The sequence below is a fragment of the Pseudomonas sp. yb_2 genome (assembly GCF_043103905.1).
Taxonomy (GTDB): Bacteria; Pseudomonadota; Gammaproteobacteria; order Pseudomonadales; family Pseudomonadaceae; genus Aquipseudomonas; species Aquipseudomonas alloputida.
In genome coordinates this window covers 32,909-48,167 of sequence record NZ_JBICKH010000065.1, presented here as the reverse complement: position 1 = coordinate 48,167, position 15,259 = coordinate 32,909, and the positions used below count along the sequence as shown (strand labels likewise).

The window sequence follows — 15,259 nt, the reverse complement described above, 5'->3', positions numbered from 1 at the left end:
AAGGCGTCGGTCCTGGCAATCGAGGTTGTCGCTGCCGACGCATTCGCGGGTTAACCCGCTCCTACAAGGGACCGTGTCGGCCGAACACGGTTTGAGAACATGACAGCATGCCCACCAAAGAACACCACCCCAGCGACCTGATCCGTGCCCGCGACCTCGAGGGCGTGGATGTGTGGACGCTGCCAAGCTTCGACCCGGAACCGGAGCCCGAACCGGAGCCTGAGCCTGAGCCCGAGGTCATCGAGGAAGTCGAGGAAGTGCCGCTGGAAGAAGTCCAGCCGTTGACCCTGGAAGAACTCGAAGCCATCCGTCAGGAGGCTTACAACGAGGGCTTCGCAACCGGTGAGCGCGAGGGCTTCCACAGCACCCAGCTCAAGGTTCGCCAGGAGGCCGAAGAGGCCCTGAAAACCAAACTCGACAGCCTCGAACGGCTGATGGCCAACCTGATGGAGCCGATTGCCGAGCAGGACACGCAGATCGAGAAAAGCCTGGTGCACCTGATCGCGCACATGAGCCGCCAGGTGATCGGCCGCGAGCTGCGCAACGATTCCAGCCAGATCACCCAAGTGCTGCGCGAAGCGCTCAAGCTGCTGCCCATGGGCGCGGACAATATCCGCATCCACCTCAACCCGCAGGATTTCGAGCTGGCCAAGGCCCTGCGCGAACGCCATGAGGAGAACTGGCGGCTGCTGGAAGACAGCGCGCTGCTACCGGGTGGTTGCCGCATCGAGACGGCCCACAGCCGTATCGATGCCACCATGGAAACGCGTATCGAAAAAGCGGTGGCGCAGCTGTTCGACCAGTTGCACGATCATTCCCTGCACCCGGCGGCGCCAGACATGTCGATAGACCTGGACGCGCCGGTCGAGCGTGCCGTGGACAGCCCAGATGCGCCTTGAACGCACCAGCTTCGGCAAGCGCCTGGGCACTTACGCTGAGGCCATCGAGCTGCCGGCGCAACCCATCGTCGAAGGCCGCTTGCTGCGTATGGTCGGCCTCACCCTGGAAGCCGAAGGCCTGCGCGCTGCAGTGGGCAGCCGCTGTCTGGTGATCAACGATGACAGTTATCACCCCGTGCAGGTCGAGGCCGAAGTCATGGGCTTTGCCGGGCCCAAGGTGTTTCTGATGCCGGTGGGCAGCATCGTCGGTATCGCGCCGGGGGCCCGGGTCGTGCCGCTGGATGACGGCGGCCGCCTGCCCATGGGCATGAGCATGCTGGGCCGGGTGCTCGACGGCGCCGGCCGTGCGCTGGATGGCAAGGGCGGGATGAAGGCCGAGGACTGGGTGCCGATGGACGGCCCGGTGATCAACCCGCTCAACCGCGACCCTATCAGCAAGCCGTTGGATGTGGGCATTCGCAGTATCAACGGCCTGCTTACCGTCGGCCGTGGCCAGCGGTTAGGTCTGTTCGCCGGTACCGGTGTGGGTAAATCGGTATTGCTGGGCATGATGACCCGGTTCACCGAAGCCGAAATCATCGTGGTCGGCCTGATCGGTGAGCGGGGGCGCGAGGTGAAGGAATTCATCGAGCACATCCTTGGTGAAGAGGGCCTCAAGCGCTCGGTGGTGGTGGCTTCGCCGGCCGACGATGCGCCGCTGATGCGTCTGCGCGCCGCCATGTATTGCACACGCATTGCCGAGTACTTCCGCGACAAAGGCAAGAATGTGCTGTTGCTGATGGACTCGTTGACCCGTTTCGCCCAGGCCCAGCGGGAAATTGCCCTGGCCATCGGCGAGCCGCCAGCCACCCGGGGTTACCCGCCCTCGGTGTTCGCCAAGCTGCCCAAGCTGGTGGAGCGGGCAGGCAATGGCGAACCTGGCGGTGGTTCGATCACTGCGTTCTATACCGTGCTGTCTGAAGGCGACGATCAGCAAGACCCGATCGCCGACTCGGCGCGGGGCGTGCTTGACGGCCACTTTGTACTGTCGCGTCGGCTGGCTGAGGAAGGCCATTACCCGGCCATCGACATCGAAGCGTCGATCAGCCGGGTCATGCCCCAAGTGGTCGATGCCGACCACTTGCGCCAGGCGCAGAAGTTCAAGCAACTGTGGTCGCGCCTGTCGCAAAGCCGCGACCTGATCAGCGTGGGTGCCTATGTAGCTGGCGGTGATCCGGAGACTGACCTGGCCATTGCCTTGCAATCGAAGCTGGTTGAGTTTCTGCGCCAGGGCCTGCGCGAGAACGTGGGCATGGCGCAGAGCCGCGAACAGCTGGGGGCGATTTTCACGCCCCCGGCAGGTTGATAAGCCATGGCGCTGCCCGGACGTGCCGCGCGCATGGCGCCGGTGGTGGACATGGCCGAAGAGGCCGAGCGCAAGGCGGCTCAGCGCCTTGGCCATTTCCAGCAGCAGGTGGCCACGGCCCAGGCCAAGCTGGCCGAGCTGGAGCGCTTTCGCGAGGATTACCAGCTGCAGTGGATCAACCGCGGCGGGCAAGGGGTCAATGGCAGCTGGCTGGTCAATTACCAGCGCTTTCTGGGGCAGCTGGAAACGGCCATGACCCAGCAGCGCCAGAGCCTGGTCTGGCACCAGAACAACCTCAGCAACGCCCGTGGTACCTGGCAGCAGGCTTATGCCCGGGTGGAAGGTTTGCGCAAGCTGGTACAGCGCTACCAGGACGAGGCCCGGCGCGCTGAAGACAAGCGCGAGCAGCGTTTGTTGGATGAGCTGTCGCAGCGCCTGCCGCGGCAAAACCCTCTATAGGTGTTCGCCGCAGGCCTTGCAGCGGAATAATTGGCCCGAAACAAATGAGAGGTCTTGCCCGCGAAGAGGCCGGTACAGGCCATCAAAGCCATGAGCCTGCATCCGCTTGCCTCCCCCACCATCGCCTGCTAAACCTTAAAGCAGTTGCATCCGCCATCATCGAAGGAATCGCTAGCATGGCAGTCGAGACTGATTTTTCGCAGGACGGGAAAAAACTGACCATCAAGATCAAGGGGCGCTTCGATTTCGGCAAGCATCAGGAGTTTCGCGACGCCTACGAACGCCAGCCCAGGCGGCCGGATTCGGTGGTCGTCGACCTGAAGGACACCACCTACCTCGACAGCTCCGCGCTCGGCATGCTGCTGTTGCTGCGCGACCACGCGGGCGGCGACGAGTCGGATGTGCGGGTGGTGCATGCCAGCTCCGATGTGCGCAAGATTCTCGCTATCTCCAATTTCGAAAAACTCTTCGATATCAGTTGAGCGCCGACATGCCTGCCGAACAGGCGTTAACCGTGCTGGTCGCCGAAGACAGTGCTGTCGATCGCCTTCTGCTTGCGCAGATCGTGCGCCGCCAGGGGCATCAGGTATTCACCGCTGAAAACGGCGAGCAGGCGGTAGCGCTGTACCTCGAGCGGCGCCCGCAACTGGTGCTGCTGGACGCCCTGATGCCGGTCATGGATGGCTTCGAGGCGGCGCGGCAGATCAAGGCATTGGCTGGCGAAGCGCTGGTGCCGATCATTTTCCTGACGTCGCTGAATGAAGAAGAGGGGCTGGTGCGTTGCCTGGAGGCGGGGGGCGATGATTTCATGGCCAAGCCCTACAGCGCGGTGATCCTGGCTGCCAAGATTCGCGCCATGGACCGCCTGCGTCGCTTGCAGGCAACGGTACTGGAACAGCGTGACCAGATCACCCGGCATCACCATCACCTGCTTAACGAGCAGCGGGTCGCCAAGGCGGTGTTCGACAAGGTGGCCCACTCGGGTTGCCTTTCTGCGCCCAACATTCGCTACCTGCAATCGCCTTACGCGCTGTTCAATGGCGACCTGATGCTGGCGGCATTTACCCCGGCCGGCGACATGCGTGTGCTGCTTGGCGATTTCACCGGTCACGGCCTGCCGGCGGCGGTCGGCGCCATGCCGATGGCTGAGGTGTTCTACGGCATGACCGCCAAGGGCTACGGCATGGCGCAGATCCTGCGCGAGATGAATGCCAAGCTCAAGCGCATCCTGCCGGTGGATATGTTCTGCTGTGCGCTGCTGCTCAACCTCAGCATGCAGCGCGGCTCGGTGGAGGTGTGGAATGGCGGTATGCCTGATGGCTATCGCCTGTCGGTGGATGGCCAAGTGCTGTCGGCACTGAGTTCGCGGCACCTGCCGCTGGGCATTCTGGCCGCTGAGCGTTTCGATGACAGCACGGAGGTGTTGCCGCTGGCACCGGGCGAGCGCCTGTTGCTGCTGTCAGACGGTGTGATCGATACCGCCGACGACCAGGAATGCCTGTTTGGCGTACAGCGCCTGCGAGCGGTGCTGGCCGACAACCGCGACCCGGTGAAGTTGTTCGATGAGCTGATGCTGGCCCTGGAGCGTTTTGGTGGGCAGCCACGCGATGACATCAGCTTGTGCGATATTCGCATGTTCACTGCCGAGGAGCGGGTGGCGGCCCCGATGATCTACTCTGATAGTGGCCGCTCCAGCCCGCTGGACTGGTCGCTGAGCTTCGAGGTGCGTGGCGAAAGCCTGAAACGCTTCAACCCTGTGCCGTACCTGGTGCAATTGTTGCAGGAAATTCATGGCCTGCGCGCACGTACCGGCAACCTGCACAGTGTGCTTAGCGAGTTGTATTCCAATGCGCTGGAGCATGGTGTGCTGGGCCTGGACTCGCAGCTCAAGCGCGATGTGCAAGGCTTTACCGACTATTACCAGGAGCGTGCCCGGCGCCTGGGCTCGCTGACCGAAGGCTTTGTAAGCATCGATTTCAAGGTTGAACCGCATGGCGGCGGTGGGCGTCTGATGATCGAAGTGCGCGACAGCGGTGCCGGCTTCGACGTGCAGCGCGTGCTTGCGCGGCCTTCGCCGGACCAGGGGCTGAGCGGCCGCGGTCTGAATCTGGTGCGGCAGTTGGCCAGTGACGCGCGCTGGAGTGAGGGCGGGCGTTGCGCGCATGTGGAGTTCGTATGGTGAGCCACGGGTTGGCTCGGGCATAATCTGGCTTGATCAAGGAGTGAACAAGTGACTGACATGCATATTGACCACAAGGTACTCAGTGACCTGCGTGAGGTCATGGAAGATGGCTACCTGCAGTTGGTGCAGACTTTTCTGGACGACTCGGAGCGGCGTCTTGGGCAGTTGCACGCGGCCAAAAGCGCCGAGGAGCTTGGCGCGGCAGCCCACAGTTTCAAGGGCAGCAGCAGCAACATGGGCGCGGTGGCCTTGGCCAGCCTGTGTCAGCAGCTCGAAGAGCGCGCGCGGCGGCCCCCGTTGTACGGTATTGAAGACTTGATCAGCCGCATCGACATGGAATTCGTCGTTGTGCAGCACTTTTACCGTGGTGAGCAGCAACGTATTTCCGCAGGCTGATACGCGAGTTGGCGCGAGTCTTGCCTGTCTCTGCCTGAATGATTTTTTGTTTCTGGCGCGGAGACCGCTCGATGCCTGTCGCACCCAACCCTTTGCTGCAAGCCAATGCCATTGCCAAAACCTCGCGTTCGGCCACCGTGCAGGCGGACAAACCGCTGCAGGCGCTGGGTGACAAGGGCGATGCCTTTGGCCAGGTGATGGCCAGGCAGGGCCGCGACAAGGTTACCGGGCAGGACGACAAGGTTGCTCAGGCCAAGCCCAAGGACAAACCTGATGCGGCAGCTGGCGGCAAGAAAGACCCGGCTGGCAAAGCTGCAGTTGCCGATGACGGCAACAAGTTGCCAGAAGAGGATTCGGCCCAGGCCGAGACGGGTGTACGTGATGCCAGCCTGGTGGCCGGTCAGGTCACTGATGCCCAGCCCGGCGCACAACTGATTCAGGCGCAGGCCGAGGCGGTGGCGCCCGTGCTGCAGGCGGCCACGGCGCAAACCCAGGCTGCCGCGGCACTGCCTGAAGAGCCGTCCGCCGAGGAAGCCTTCGATCCGGATGCTGACCCCCTGGCCAACCTGCCGACCCTGCGCCTGGCGCTGGAGCACAGTGCCCAGGCCAAAGGTGGCACCTCTGCACATGCCCTTGATGCTGCCCAGGCTCAGGGCGAGGAAGGGCAGGCAGCCGTCAATACCTTGGCGAATCTGGTCGAGGATACCGATGGCGAAAGCGCCGAATCCGGTGGCAAGGCCTTTGGCGCCTTGCTTGAAGACGGCCTGAAAGACACCAAGAGTGCCAGCGGCGACACCCGCATCGATGATTTTGCCAACCGCCTGGCCAGCCTGACCCAGGCGGCCACGGCCAAGACCGCCAACGCCGTACCGGCCACTGCGAACCCGCTGCATCAGCCATTGCCGATGAACCAGAACGCTTGGGCCGAGGGCCTGGTCAACCGGGTCATGTACCTGTCCAGCCAGAACCTCAAGTCGGCTGATATCCAACTGGAGCCAGCAGAACTCGGTCGCCTCGACATTCGCGTCAATGTTGCGGCGGACCAGGCCACCCAGGTCACCTTCATCAGCGGCCACGCCGGCGTACGTGACGCCCTCGACAGCCAGGTGCACCGCCTGCGCGAACTGTTTGCCCAGCAGGGGTTGGCGCAGCCGGATGTCAACGTGGCTGACCAGTCGCGCGGGCAGCAACAACAGCAGGGGCAGGCGCAGGGCAGCAACCTTTCCGGGGTGGCGGCGCGCCGGGCCGAGCAGGGTGGGGCCGAAGCGGTCGATAGCGCCCGGCCTTTGGAGCAGCAGGTGGTTGTCGGCGACAGTGCGGTCGATTACTACGCCTGATGTCTGGTGCATGGCTTTGTTTTTGGGGGGCTGTGAGATCGAGCGCCGCCCGCGCGGCGCATCGCGAGCAAGCTCGCTCCTACATTTGTTTCGGGCCAGTTACGCCAGTGCCAACGCGCGCGACCGCTTTGTGTGTGCGACACGATATCGCGCCATGCGCCAAGGGCCCGCGCGCAAATCCTTAGGAATAATTGGCCCGAAATAAATGTAGGAGCGAGCTTGCTCGCGATGCGCCGCGCGGGCGGCGCTCGATCTCACAGACGTAAAATCCCTCAAGCCGAATTCTGGCATAACACTTGCTCAAGCCAAGCCATTCTCCTTTGAACCCCCGATGGACGACGGATTATTGGCATGGCGAAGAGCGAAGCAGTCAAAGACCCCGCCACTAAAGGCAAACTCAAGCTGATCCTGCTGGCTGTCGTCGGCCTGTTGCTGGCGATCGGCCTTTCGGTGGGCGCTACCTGGTTCATCATGCACAAGAGCGAGCCGGCTCCGGCCGCTGAGGCCACGGCCAGCAACGTCAAGCCAGGGGCGATATACGAGGCGCTGACCCCGGCCTTCGTGGTCAACTTCAACCAGAACGGCCGCCAGCGCTACATGCAGCTGAGCATCACCCTGCAGGCGCGTAACCAGGCCGACCTGGATGCCCTCAAGGTGCACATGCCGGTGATCCGCAACAACCTGGTGATGATGTTCTCCGGGCAAGGGTTCGACACCCTCGCCAGCAGCCCGGTAGGGCAGGAGATGCTGCGCCAGAAGGCCACCGCGGTGGTCCAGGAAGTGGCGCAGAAGGAAGTCGGCAAGCCGGTCATCGACCAGTTGCTGTTCACCAATTTCGTATTGCAGTAGGAGTCCGCAATGGCCGTACAGGACCTGCTGTCCCAGGATGAAATCGATGCCCTGTTGCATGGCGTCGACGACGGGCTGGTGCAGACCGAGAGTGCATCCGAGCCTGGCAGTATCAAAAGCTACGACCTGACCAGTCAGGACCGTATCGTGCGGGGTCGCATGCCGACCCTGGAAATGATCAACGAGCGCTTCGCCCGCTATACCCGTATCAGCATGTTCAACCTGCTGCGCCGCTCCGCTGACGTGGCCGTGGGTGGCGTGCAGGTAATGAAGTTCGGCGAATACGTGCACTCGCTGTACGTGCCCACCAGCCTCAACCTGGTCAAGATCAAGCCGCTGCGCGGCACTTCGCTGTTCATCCTCGACGCCAAGCTGGTGTTCAAGCTGGTGGACAATTTCTTTGGCGGCGATGGCCGCCACGCCAAGATCGAAGGGCGTGAGTTCACCCCGACCGAACTGCGTGTGGTGCGCATGGTGCTGGACCAGTGTTTCGTCGACCTGAAGGAAGCCTGGCAGGCGATCATGCCGGTCAGCTTCGAGTACATGAACTCCGAGGTCAACCCGGCCATGGCCAACATTGTCGGCCCCAGCGAAGCGGTGGTGGTGTCCACCTTCCACATCGAACTGGACGGTGGCGGCGGCGATCTGCACGTGACCATGCCGTACTCGATGATCGAGCCGGTGCGGGAAATGCTCGATGCCGGTTTCCAGTCGGACCTGGACGACCAGGACGAGCGCTGGGTCAAGGCCCTGCGCGAGGACGTGCTGGACGTGGCCGTGCCAATGACCGCCACGGTCGCCCGACGCCAGCTGAAGCTGCGCGACATCCTGCACATGCAGCCGGGTGACGTGATCCCGGTGGAGCTGCCCGAGCACCTGGTGCTGCGCGCTAACGGGGTGCCAGCGTTCAAGGCGCGGCTGGGCTCGCACAAGGGCAACCTGGCCCTGCAGATCATCGACCCGATCGAACGCCGCTGACGGTGTGCCGGTCGCTTACAACGAATTGAATGCCTGTCGAGGAAATCATGGCTAACGAAAACGAGATCACCTCCCCAGAGGACCAGGCACTGGCCGATGAGTGGGCCGCAGCGTTGGAAGAAACCGGTTCTGCCGGCCAGGCCGACATCGATGCACTGCTGGGCGGGGACACCGGCAGCAGCAGCGGCCCGGGCCGCCTGCCGATGGAAGAATTCGCCAGCTCGCCGAAGCCGAATGAAAATGTCAGCCTCGAAGGCCCGAACCTGGACGTGATCCTGGACATCCCGGTGAACATTTCCATGGAAGTGGGCAGCACCGAGATCAACATCCGCAACCTGCTGCAGCTCAACCAGGGCTCGGTGATCGAGCTCGACCGCCTGGCCGGCGAGCCGCTCGACGTGCTGGTCAACGGCACGCTGATCGCCCATGGCGAAGTGGTCGTGGTCAACGAAAAGTTCGGCATCCGCCTGACCGACGTGATCAGCCCCAGCGAACGTATCAAGAAGCTGCGCTGAGTGAAGGGCACGATGCGCGCCATCGCTGCGGCAGCGGTGCTGTTCGCCAGCCACGCCTGCCTGGCTGCGGCCACGCCAGCAGCCACCCCGGCGGCTCAACCTGGCAGTCTTGGCGGGCAGCTGGCGCAGATGGTCTTGGGCCTGCTGCTGGTGGTGGGCCTGATCTTCTTTCTGGCCTGGCTGCTGCGGCGCCTGCAGAGCACCGCAGTGAAGGGTGGGCAGGTGATCGAGATTGTCGGCAGCCGTGCCATCGGCCCGCGTGACCGCCTGCTGCTGGTGCAGGTGGGCAAGGAGCAGATCCTGATCGGCCATACCCCCGGCACCATCGAGGCCCTGCACGTACTGGCCGAACCCGTGGAAGTGCCGGCAAGCGCCCGTCAGGCGACGCCGGAGTTTGCCCAGCGGCTGATGGAGCTGATGGGCAAGGACCCTAAGGACAACAAGTGATGAGCGGCGCGCTGCGTACGTTGTTGACTCTGGCGCTGCTGCTGGCTGCGCCGCTGGCCCTGGCCGCCGACCCGCTGTCGATCCCGGCCATCACCCTGTCCAACACCCCGGACGGGCAACAGGAATATTCGGTCAGCCTGCAAATCCTGCTGATCATGACCGCGCTGAGCTTCATCCCGGCGTTCGTCATCCTGATGACCAGCTTTACCCGCATCATCATCGTGTTCTCGATCCTGCGCCAGGCGCTGGGCCTGCAGCAGACGCCGTCCAACCAGTTGCTGACCGGCATGGCGCTGTTTCTGACCATGTTCATCATGGCGCCGGTGTTCGATCGGGTGAACCAGGACGCGCTGCAGCCGTACCTGAAGGAGCAGATGACTGCCCAGCAGGCGATCGACAAGGCCCAGGGGCCGCTCAAGGACTTCATGCTGGCGCAAACCCGGCAGAGCGACCTTGACCTGTTCATGCGCCTGTCCAAGCGCACCGACATCGCCGGCCCCGACCAGGTGCCGCTGACGATCCTGGTGCCGGCGTTCGTCACTTCCGAGCTGAAGACGGCGTTCCAGATCGGTTTCATGATCTTCATCCCGTTCCTGATCATCGACATGGTCGTGGCCAGTGTGCTGATGGCCATGGGTATGATGATGCTGTCGCCGCTGATCATCTCGCTGCCGTTCAAGATCATGCTGTTCGTGCTGGTCGACGGCTGGGCGCTGATCATGGGCACCCTGGCCAGCAGTTTCGGCGGCGTCTGACGCCGTCAAGGAGAGCCGCCGATGACACCTGAAGTCGCTGTCGACCTGTTTCGTGATGCCCTGTGGCTGACCACCCTCATGGTCGCCGTGCTGGTGGTGCCGAGCCTGTTGGTGGGCCTGGTGGTGGCGATGTTCCAGGCTGCCACGCAGATCAACGAACAGACCTTGAGCTTTTTGCCGCGCCTGCTGGTGATGCTGATCACGCTGATCATCGCCGGGCCGTGGCTGGTGCAGAAGTTCATGGAGTACATCACCACGCTCTACACCAACATCCCGCAGCTCATAGGTTGATGCGGCGATGCTGGAGCTGACCGACACGCAGATCGGCACCTGGGTCGCCACCTTCATCCTGCCGTTGTTCAGGGTGACTGCGGTGCTGATGACCATGCCGATCTTCGGTACCCGCATGTTGCCAGCGCGGATTCGCCTGTACGTAGCGGTGGCGGTGACCGTTGTGATCGTGCCGGCATTGCCGCCGCTGCCCGAGTTCGACCCGTTGAGCCTGCGCGGTATGCTGCTGTGCGCCGAGCAGATCATCGTCGGTGCGCTGTTTGGCCTGGCCTTGCAGTTGCTGTTTCAGGCTTTCGTGGTTGCCGGGCAAATCGTCGCGGTACAGATGGGTATGGCGTTCGCCTCGATGGTCGACCCCGCCAACGGGGTCAACGTCACGGTAATCAGCCAGTTCATGACCATGCTGGTGAGTGTGTTGTTCCTGTTGATGAACGGCCACCTGGTGGTGTTCGAGGTACTGACCGAAAGTTTTACCACCTTGCCGGTGGGGAGTGCGCTGGTGGTCAATCACTTCTGGGAGCTGGCCGGGCGCATGGGCTGGGTGTTCGGTGCCGGCCTGCTGTTGATTCTGCCGGTGATCGCTGCGCTGCTGGTGGTGAACATTGCCTTTGGCGTAATGACCCGCGCAGCGCCGCAGCTGAACATTTTCTCCATCGGCTTCCCGCTGACCTTGGTCATGGGCATGTTCATCTTCTGGGTTGGCCTGGCCGACGTCCTGTCCCACTATCAGGCATTGGCCAGCGAAACGCTGCAATGGCTGCGTGAGCTGGCGAGGGTGCGCTGAGCATGGCAGAAAGCGAGAGCGGTCAGGACAAGACAGAAGACCCCACCGAAAAGCGCAAGCGCGACGCCCGCGAGAAGGGCGAGGTCGCCCGCTCCAAGGAGCTGAACACGGTGGCGGTGACCCTGGCGGGTGCCGGTGGCCTCCTGGCGTTCGGCGGCCACGTGGCCGAGACATTGCTTGCGTTGATGCGCATGAACTTCAGTTTGACCCGCGACATCATCGTCGATGAACGGGCCATGGGTGCCTTCCTGCTGGCCTCGGGCAAGATGGCCATATGGGCGGTGCAGCCGGTGCTGATCCTGCTGTTCGTGGTTTCCTTCGTGGCGCCCATCGCGCTTAGCGGCTTCTTGTTCTCGGGCAGCTTGCTGCAGCCCAAATTCAGCCGCATGAACCCGCTGTCGGGGATCAAGCGCATGTTCTCGATGCAGGCCTTGACTGAATTGCTCAAGGCGCTGGCCAAGTTTTTCGTGATTCTGGTGGTGGCGGTGGTGGTGCTCTCCGGTGACCGCCAGGCCTTGCTGTCGATTGCCAACGAGCCGCTGGAGCAGGCGATCATCCATAGCTTGCAGGTGGTGGGCTGGAGTGCCTTGTGGATGTCGGCCGGGCTGTTGCTGATTGCCGCGGCAGATGTGCCGTTCCAGCTGTACCAGACGCACAAGAAAATGAAGATGACCAAGCAGGAAGTGCGCGACGAGTACAAGGACAGCGAGGGCAAGCCCGAGGTCAAGCAACGTATTCGCCAACTGCAGCGCGAGGTGTCGCAGCGGCGCATGATGGCGGCGGTACCGGATGCAGATGTGATCATCACCAACCCGACGCATTATGCGGTGGCGTTGCAATACGACCCGGAGAAAGGCGGTGCGGCGCCGTTGCTGCTGGCCAAGGGTAGCGATTTCATGGCGTTGAAGATTCGTGAAATTGGCGTGGAACACAACATCCAGATCCTCGAATCGCCGGCGCTGGCGCGGGCGATCTATTACTCCACCGAACTTGAGCAGGAGATCCCGGCGGGGCTGTACCTGGCGGTGGCGCAGGTGCTGGCGTATGTGTTCCAGATTCGCCAATACCGCGCCGGCAAGGGCAAGCGCCCAGAGCCGCTGAAGGACGACCTGCCGATCCCGCCGGACCTGCGCCGCGACAGTTGATCTGTTCGGCGATAGGTTTGCGTTGCCTGTGAGATCGAGCGCCGCCCGCGCGGCGCATCGCGAGCAAGCTCGCTCCTACATTTGTTTCGGGCCAGTCCCTCCTGTGCCCGGCGCGCGCGACCGCCTTGCTTGTACGGCGCAATATCGAGGTGTACGCGAAGGCGGTCGCGCGTAAATCCCGCAGGAATAACTGGCCCGAAACAAATGTAGGAGCGAGCTTGCTCGCGATGCGCCGCGCGGGCGGCGCTCGATCTCACAGGCGACAAAAACCTCACGGCGAACACCCCGATTCACAGCAGATCACAAAGTTGGAAGGCTTCTTGCAAAGCCACGCCCAGGCGCCCCCTGGGCGTCAAAGTTTTGCATCAAGAGGACTCGCGGTGGATCGCACTCAGTTAATCAGCAACGCCCGCAACAACCTGGCCGGGCTCGGCCGGGGCAACCTGGGTGTGCCGCTGTTACTGCTGGTGATGTTGGCAATGATGATGTTGCCGATACCGCCGTTCCTGCTCGACGTGTTCTTCACCTTCAACATCGCCCTGTCGATCGTGGTGCTGCTGGTCTGTGTATACGCCTTGCGCCCGCTCGACTTTGCCGCGTTCCCGACCATCCTGCTTTCCGATTCCGCCGGATTTGCGGCGTGACAGTTGAAAGTTTCTTGACCGTTTCTGGGATTGCTCAAGATCGAGCGCCGTTTGAGCGGCGCTTAATCTCAATTGGGTGATCAATAAATTACCATCCGAAAAACACCAACGACATCCAATAGCCTGATGGTACGAATTATACTTGTTGTTCGGTCAGCAGTATTGGCTAGGATCCAAGTTGTTTAAGATAAGTACCAGTTTGTCAAATTCGATACCATGTTGCTGGCATGCTTTCGGAAAAAGACTATGGCTTGTAAGCCCGGGAAGGGTGTTAAGCTCAATAAGGTACGGCTCTGTGTTGTGGACGATGAAGTCTGCTCTAAAGTAATCAAGCTCAAGTGCCTCAGCGATAGCAGAGCAGTAGTTGGTGACTAGTTGATGGGTGCTCCTGTCTAGGATGGTGAGGGTGGCATTCGTCTTGGTGGATATGAATTTCGCATCATAAGAGAAGAAATCACTCTCAAATTCAACTGTATAGATGGGTAGCGTGGATTTGTTTAAATAGCATACGGATAACTCGGGCCCACTTATAAATTCTTCTATTAGAATTCCAGTGTGAAATTTTGCTGCTGCGTTTATAGCAGGCTGGAGGTCAGCTTTGAGGTCGCGGACCAGGGACACACCGAAGCTACATCCTTCACGGTTAGGTTTGACGATGCAGGGTGTTCCTAGACGTTCACTGATCTCTTCAAAACAAACGTCATCACCGTTTTTCGAGTAAAGATAGTTTGCGACATTTATTCCAAGTCCTCTTGCAATATGCTTCGTTAGAAGCTTGTCCATGCAGATTGCGCTGGCCTGAGGAGAAGGGCCATTATATGGGATCCCTAGTCCTTCTAAATATGCTTGTGCCATCCCGTTTTCACCGAAACCGCCATGAAGCGCCAAAAAGACTCTGGTGAATTTAGCGAGGTCCAGACTAAGCAGTTCTCTATAGTCCGAAATGGTGAGAATCTCATGGCTGATTTGGAGGGTTTTCAACGATTGTGAGACAGCTTCGGAAGTTTGAAGGGAGACCTCCCGCTCCGAGGAGTTTCCACCCGTTATAATTGCAATATTTTCAATCATTTCATTTGCCCCCTATGATTTAAGTGGATAAGCTGAAGCACCTTTTGTGAAAGCGATTCTGCACCTGCTCGAACGGTTTTGATGTCCATGTCGCTGGTGAAGGATAAGCGGATCGCACTGTTGGCCCTCATTGCGCTGTGCCCAATCCCGGTGATGACGTAAGAGGGGGAAAGATTGTTAGAGTTGCAGGCTGATCCGGAAGAGATGCAGACGTTTCTCAAGCTACTAATCAAGGTTTCTGAGCGCATCCCAAGAATGGAAATATTCAAGATGTGAGGTGTCGAAACAGCGTCTGGAGAATTAATTAGGAACGCGATGTCATGCTTGTTTAGTGTTTCAAGGATTGCATTTCTCAGTTGTTTCGCAGCGGACCATGAGGCAGGGTAATCCTTGTTCTTTAGTCGACGTGCCGCAGCGCCGAATCCGGCGATCAGTTGAGTGGGAAGTGTGCCGCTACGGAGTGAAGATTGACCGCCGCCAAATGTGAGAGGACGCAACCGAGAAAAGCTGGAGGAAGAAACATAGAGGGCGCCGATGCCCTTTGGCCCTTCGATTTTATGGGCTGAAATCGAAGCGCAATCTACGCCAAGTTCTTTGACGTTGATAGGTAGCTTGCCCAACGCTTGAGCGGCATCGACATGGAAAAGTGCATTTGAGTTTTCTAATGCCTTTTTGATTTCTAGAAGGTTTTGAAATGTGCCTATTTCGGAATTCACATAAGAAATAGAGAGCAGTGATGTGTTTTCATCCAGTAGGCTGTTTAGATGCGTTAGATTGACTCGTCCGTCCGAATCGATTTTCATTCGTCGAATCTCTATGTTGCGTTTTTCTAATTCTTCTGCGGCTAAAATACTGGATTTGTGGTCGATAGGGCATATAATTATATTGCTTCTTGCGGTGGTGGCGCTTCCAAGAATCGCAATGTTATTGCTTTCCGTGGCGCCAGATGTGAAAACTATTTCAGCCGGTGTGCAGCCTAGTAGCTCAGAAATATGTGAAGCACTTTCAAAGACAGCACTCCGTGCAAGACGGCCTAGAATGTGCGCAGATGAGGGGTTTCCGTAGTTGATGTTGTCATATTTCGCCATTTCCTTTATGACGTCATCAGCGCACGGAGTAGTGGCTGCAGCATCTAGATAGATTACCGAGTCTGGTTGCATTGCTG

17 protein-coding genes and 1 pseudogene are annotated in these 15,259 nt (G+C 60.4%); 16 read left to right on the top strand and 2 right to left on the bottom strand.

Annotated features, from left to right (window positions below; all coding sequences use genetic code 11):
- Nucleotides 1–107: 107 nt before the first annotated feature.
- From fliH to ACF8FB_RS15740, 16 genes and pseudogenes are all read left to right on the top strand, one after another.
- Nucleotides 108–899 carry a flagellar assembly protein FliH gene (gene fliH / locus ACF8FB_RS15815; protein ID WP_392511545.1) on the top strand — a complete coding sequence of 264 codons (792 nt, stop codon included), beginning with the start codon at nucleotides 108–110 and terminating at the stop codon, nucleotides 897–899.
- A complete protein-coding gene (gene fliI, locus ACF8FB_RS15810) occupies nucleotides 889–2,244 on the top strand; it encodes a flagellar protein export ATPase FliI (RefSeq protein WP_010955088.1) in 1,356 nt (451 codons plus the stop codon). The genes fliH and fliI overlap by 11 nt, the downstream gene beginning before the upstream one ends.
- 6 nt (nucleotides 2,245–2,250) lie before the next feature.
- Complete coding sequence (fliJ, locus tag ACF8FB_RS15805) at nucleotides 2,251–2,703, top strand: flagellar export protein FliJ (RefSeq protein WP_392511544.1); 453 nt, start codon at nucleotides 2,251–2,253, stop codon at nucleotides 2,701–2,703.
- A 176-nt stretch (nucleotides 2,704–2,879) separates the two neighbouring features.
- On the top strand, nucleotides 2,880–3,185 hold the full coding sequence (locus ACF8FB_RS15800) for an STAS domain-containing protein (protein WP_003254426.1): 306 nt from the start codon (nucleotides 2,880–2,882) through the stop codon (nucleotides 3,183–3,185).
- An 8-nt stretch (nucleotides 3,186–3,193) separates the two neighbouring features.
- Nucleotides 3,194–4,885, top strand: a complete 1,692-nt coding sequence (locus ACF8FB_RS15795) for a fused response regulator/phosphatase (protein WP_010955086.1) — start codon at nucleotides 3,194–3,196, stop codon at nucleotides 4,883–4,885.
- 48 nt (nucleotides 4,886–4,933) lie between these two features.
- A complete protein-coding gene (locus tag ACF8FB_RS15790; RefSeq protein ID WP_004577674.1) occupies nucleotides 4,934–5,281 on the top strand; it encodes an Hpt domain-containing protein in 348 nt (115 codons plus the stop codon).
- Nucleotides 5,282–5,352: 71 nt separating this feature from the next.
- Nucleotides 5,353–6,618, top strand: a complete 1,266-nt coding sequence (locus ACF8FB_RS15785) for a flagellar hook-length control protein FliK (protein WP_392511543.1) — start codon at nucleotides 5,353–5,355, stop codon at nucleotides 6,616–6,618.
- Between the two features lie 351 nt (nucleotides 6,619–6,969).
- The gene (gene fliL / locus ACF8FB_RS15780; RefSeq protein WP_010955083.1) at nucleotides 6,970–7,467 is read left to right on the top strand and encodes a flagellar basal body-associated protein FliL; all 498 of its coding nucleotides are present in this window, start codon (nucleotides 6,970–6,972) and stop codon (nucleotides 7,465–7,467) included.
- 9 nt (nucleotides 7,468–7,476) lie between these two features.
- Nucleotides 7,477–8,445, top strand: coding sequence for a flagellar motor switch protein FliM (gene fliM / locus ACF8FB_RS15775; RefSeq protein WP_003254418.1), 969 nt, complete (start codon nucleotides 7,477–7,479; stop codon nucleotides 8,443–8,445).
- 47 nt (nucleotides 8,446–8,492) lie between these two features.
- Nucleotides 8,493–8,960 carry a flagellar motor switch protein FliN gene (gene fliN, locus ACF8FB_RS15770; protein WP_029615633.1) on the top strand — a complete coding sequence of 156 codons (468 nt, stop codon included), beginning with the start codon at nucleotides 8,493–8,495 and terminating at the stop codon, nucleotides 8,958–8,960.
- Nucleotides 8,961–8,972: 12 nt separating this feature from the next.
- A complete protein-coding gene (gene fliO / locus ACF8FB_RS15765; RefSeq protein WP_010955081.1) occupies nucleotides 8,973–9,407 on the top strand; it encodes a flagellar biosynthetic protein FliO in 435 nt (144 codons plus the stop codon).
- Nucleotides 9,407–10,162, top strand: coding sequence for a flagellar type III secretion system pore protein FliP (gene fliP, locus ACF8FB_RS15760; RefSeq protein ID WP_003254415.1), 756 nt, complete (start codon nucleotides 9,407–9,409; stop codon nucleotides 10,160–10,162). Before fliO ends, fliP begins: the two co-directional genes overlap by 1 nt.
- A 21-nt stretch (nucleotides 10,163–10,183) precedes the next feature.
- The gene (gene fliQ / locus ACF8FB_RS15755; RefSeq protein WP_003254414.1) at nucleotides 10,184–10,453 is read left to right on the top strand and encodes a flagellar biosynthesis protein FliQ; all 270 of its coding nucleotides are present in this window, start codon (nucleotides 10,184–10,186) and stop codon (nucleotides 10,451–10,453) included.
- Between the two features lie 7 nt (nucleotides 10,454–10,460).
- Nucleotides 10,461–11,237, top strand: coding sequence for a flagellar biosynthetic protein FliR (gene fliR / locus ACF8FB_RS15750; RefSeq protein ID WP_010955080.1), 777 nt, complete (start codon nucleotides 10,461–10,463; stop codon nucleotides 11,235–11,237).
- A 2-nt stretch (nucleotides 11,238–11,239) separates the two neighbouring features.
- A complete protein-coding gene (flhB, locus tag ACF8FB_RS15745; protein WP_010955079.1) occupies nucleotides 11,240–12,382 on the top strand; it encodes a flagellar biosynthesis protein FlhB in 1,143 nt (380 codons plus the stop codon).
- A 380-nt stretch (nucleotides 12,383–12,762) separates the two neighbouring features.
- Nucleotides 12,763–12,999, top strand: a pseudogene (locus tag ACF8FB_RS15740) (FHIPEP family type III secretion protein); the annotation flags it as partial.
- 180 nt (nucleotides 13,000–13,179) lie between these two features.
- Here ACF8FB_RS15740 and ACF8FB_RS15735 read toward each other — a convergent pair.
- Together ACF8FB_RS15735 and ACF8FB_RS15730 are read right to left on the bottom strand one after the other, a co-directional pair.
- On the bottom strand, nucleotides 13,180–14,094 hold the full coding sequence (locus tag ACF8FB_RS15735; RefSeq protein ID WP_049586774.1) for a D-alanine--D-alanine ligase: 915 nt from the start codon (nucleotides 14,092–14,094) through the stop codon (nucleotides 13,180–13,182).
- Nucleotides 14,091–15,254 (bottom strand): cysteine desulfurase family protein, encoded by a 1,164-nt coding sequence (locus ACF8FB_RS15730; RefSeq protein ID WP_010955078.1) that lies wholly within the window; start codon nucleotides 15,252–15,254, stop codon nucleotides 14,091–14,093. The genes ACF8FB_RS15735 and ACF8FB_RS15730 overlap by 4 nt, the downstream gene beginning before the upstream one ends.
- Between the last annotated feature and the right edge of the window lie 5 nt (nucleotides 15,255–15,259).

What these genes read in the sequence shown, in the direction of transcription:
- fliH (WP_392511545.1), top strand. Translation starts at nt 108, where the DNA reads ATGCCCACCAAAGAACACCACCCCAGCGACCTGATCCGTGCCCGCGAC.
- fliI (WP_010955088.1), top strand. Translation starts at nt 889, where the DNA reads ATGCGCCTTGAACGCACCAGCTTCGGCAAGCGCCTGGGCACTTACGCT.
- fliJ (WP_392511544.1), top strand. Translation starts at nt 2,251, where the DNA reads ATGGCGCTGCCCGGACGTGCCGCGCGCATGGCGCCGGTGGTGGACATG.
- ACF8FB_RS15800 (WP_003254426.1), top strand. Translation starts at nt 2,880, where the DNA reads ATGGCAGTCGAGACTGATTTTTCGCAGGACGGGAAAAAACTGACCATC.
- ACF8FB_RS15795 (WP_010955086.1), top strand. Translation starts at nt 3,194, where the DNA reads ATGCCTGCCGAACAGGCGTTAACCGTGCTGGTCGCCGAAGACAGTGCT.
- ACF8FB_RS15785 (WP_392511543.1), top strand. Translation starts at nt 5,353, where the DNA reads ATGCCTGTCGCACCCAACCCTTTGCTGCAAGCCAATGCCATTGCCAAA.
- fliL (WP_010955083.1), top strand. Translation starts at nt 6,970, where the DNA reads ATGGCGAAGAGCGAAGCAGTCAAAGACCCCGCCACTAAAGGCAAACTC.
- fliM (WP_003254418.1), top strand. Translation starts at nt 7,477, where the DNA reads ATGGCCGTACAGGACCTGCTGTCCCAGGATGAAATCGATGCCCTGTTG.
- fliN (WP_029615633.1), top strand. Translation starts at nt 8,493, where the DNA reads ATGGCTAACGAAAACGAGATCACCTCCCCAGAGGACCAGGCACTGGCC.
- fliO (WP_010955081.1), top strand. Translation starts at nt 8,973, where the DNA reads ATGCGCGCCATCGCTGCGGCAGCGGTGCTGTTCGCCAGCCACGCCTGC.
- fliP (WP_003254415.1), top strand. Translation starts at nt 9,407, where the DNA reads ATGAGCGGCGCGCTGCGTACGTTGTTGACTCTGGCGCTGCTGCTGGCT.
- fliQ (WP_003254414.1), top strand. Translation starts at nt 10,184, where the DNA reads ATGACACCTGAAGTCGCTGTCGACCTGTTTCGTGATGCCCTGTGGCTG.
- fliR (WP_010955080.1), top strand. Translation starts at nt 10,461, where the DNA reads ATGCTGGAGCTGACCGACACGCAGATCGGCACCTGGGTCGCCACCTTC.
- flhB (WP_010955079.1), top strand. Translation starts at nt 11,240, where the DNA reads ATGGCAGAAAGCGAGAGCGGTCAGGACAAGACAGAAGACCCCACCGAA.
- ACF8FB_RS15735 (WP_049586774.1), bottom strand. Translation starts at nt 14,094, where the DNA reads ATGATTGAAAATATTGCAATTATAACGGGTGGAAACTCCTCGGAGCGG.
- ACF8FB_RS15730 (WP_010955078.1), bottom strand. Translation starts at nt 15,254, where the DNA reads ATGCAACCAGACTCGGTAATCTATCTAGATGCTGCAGCCACTACTCCG.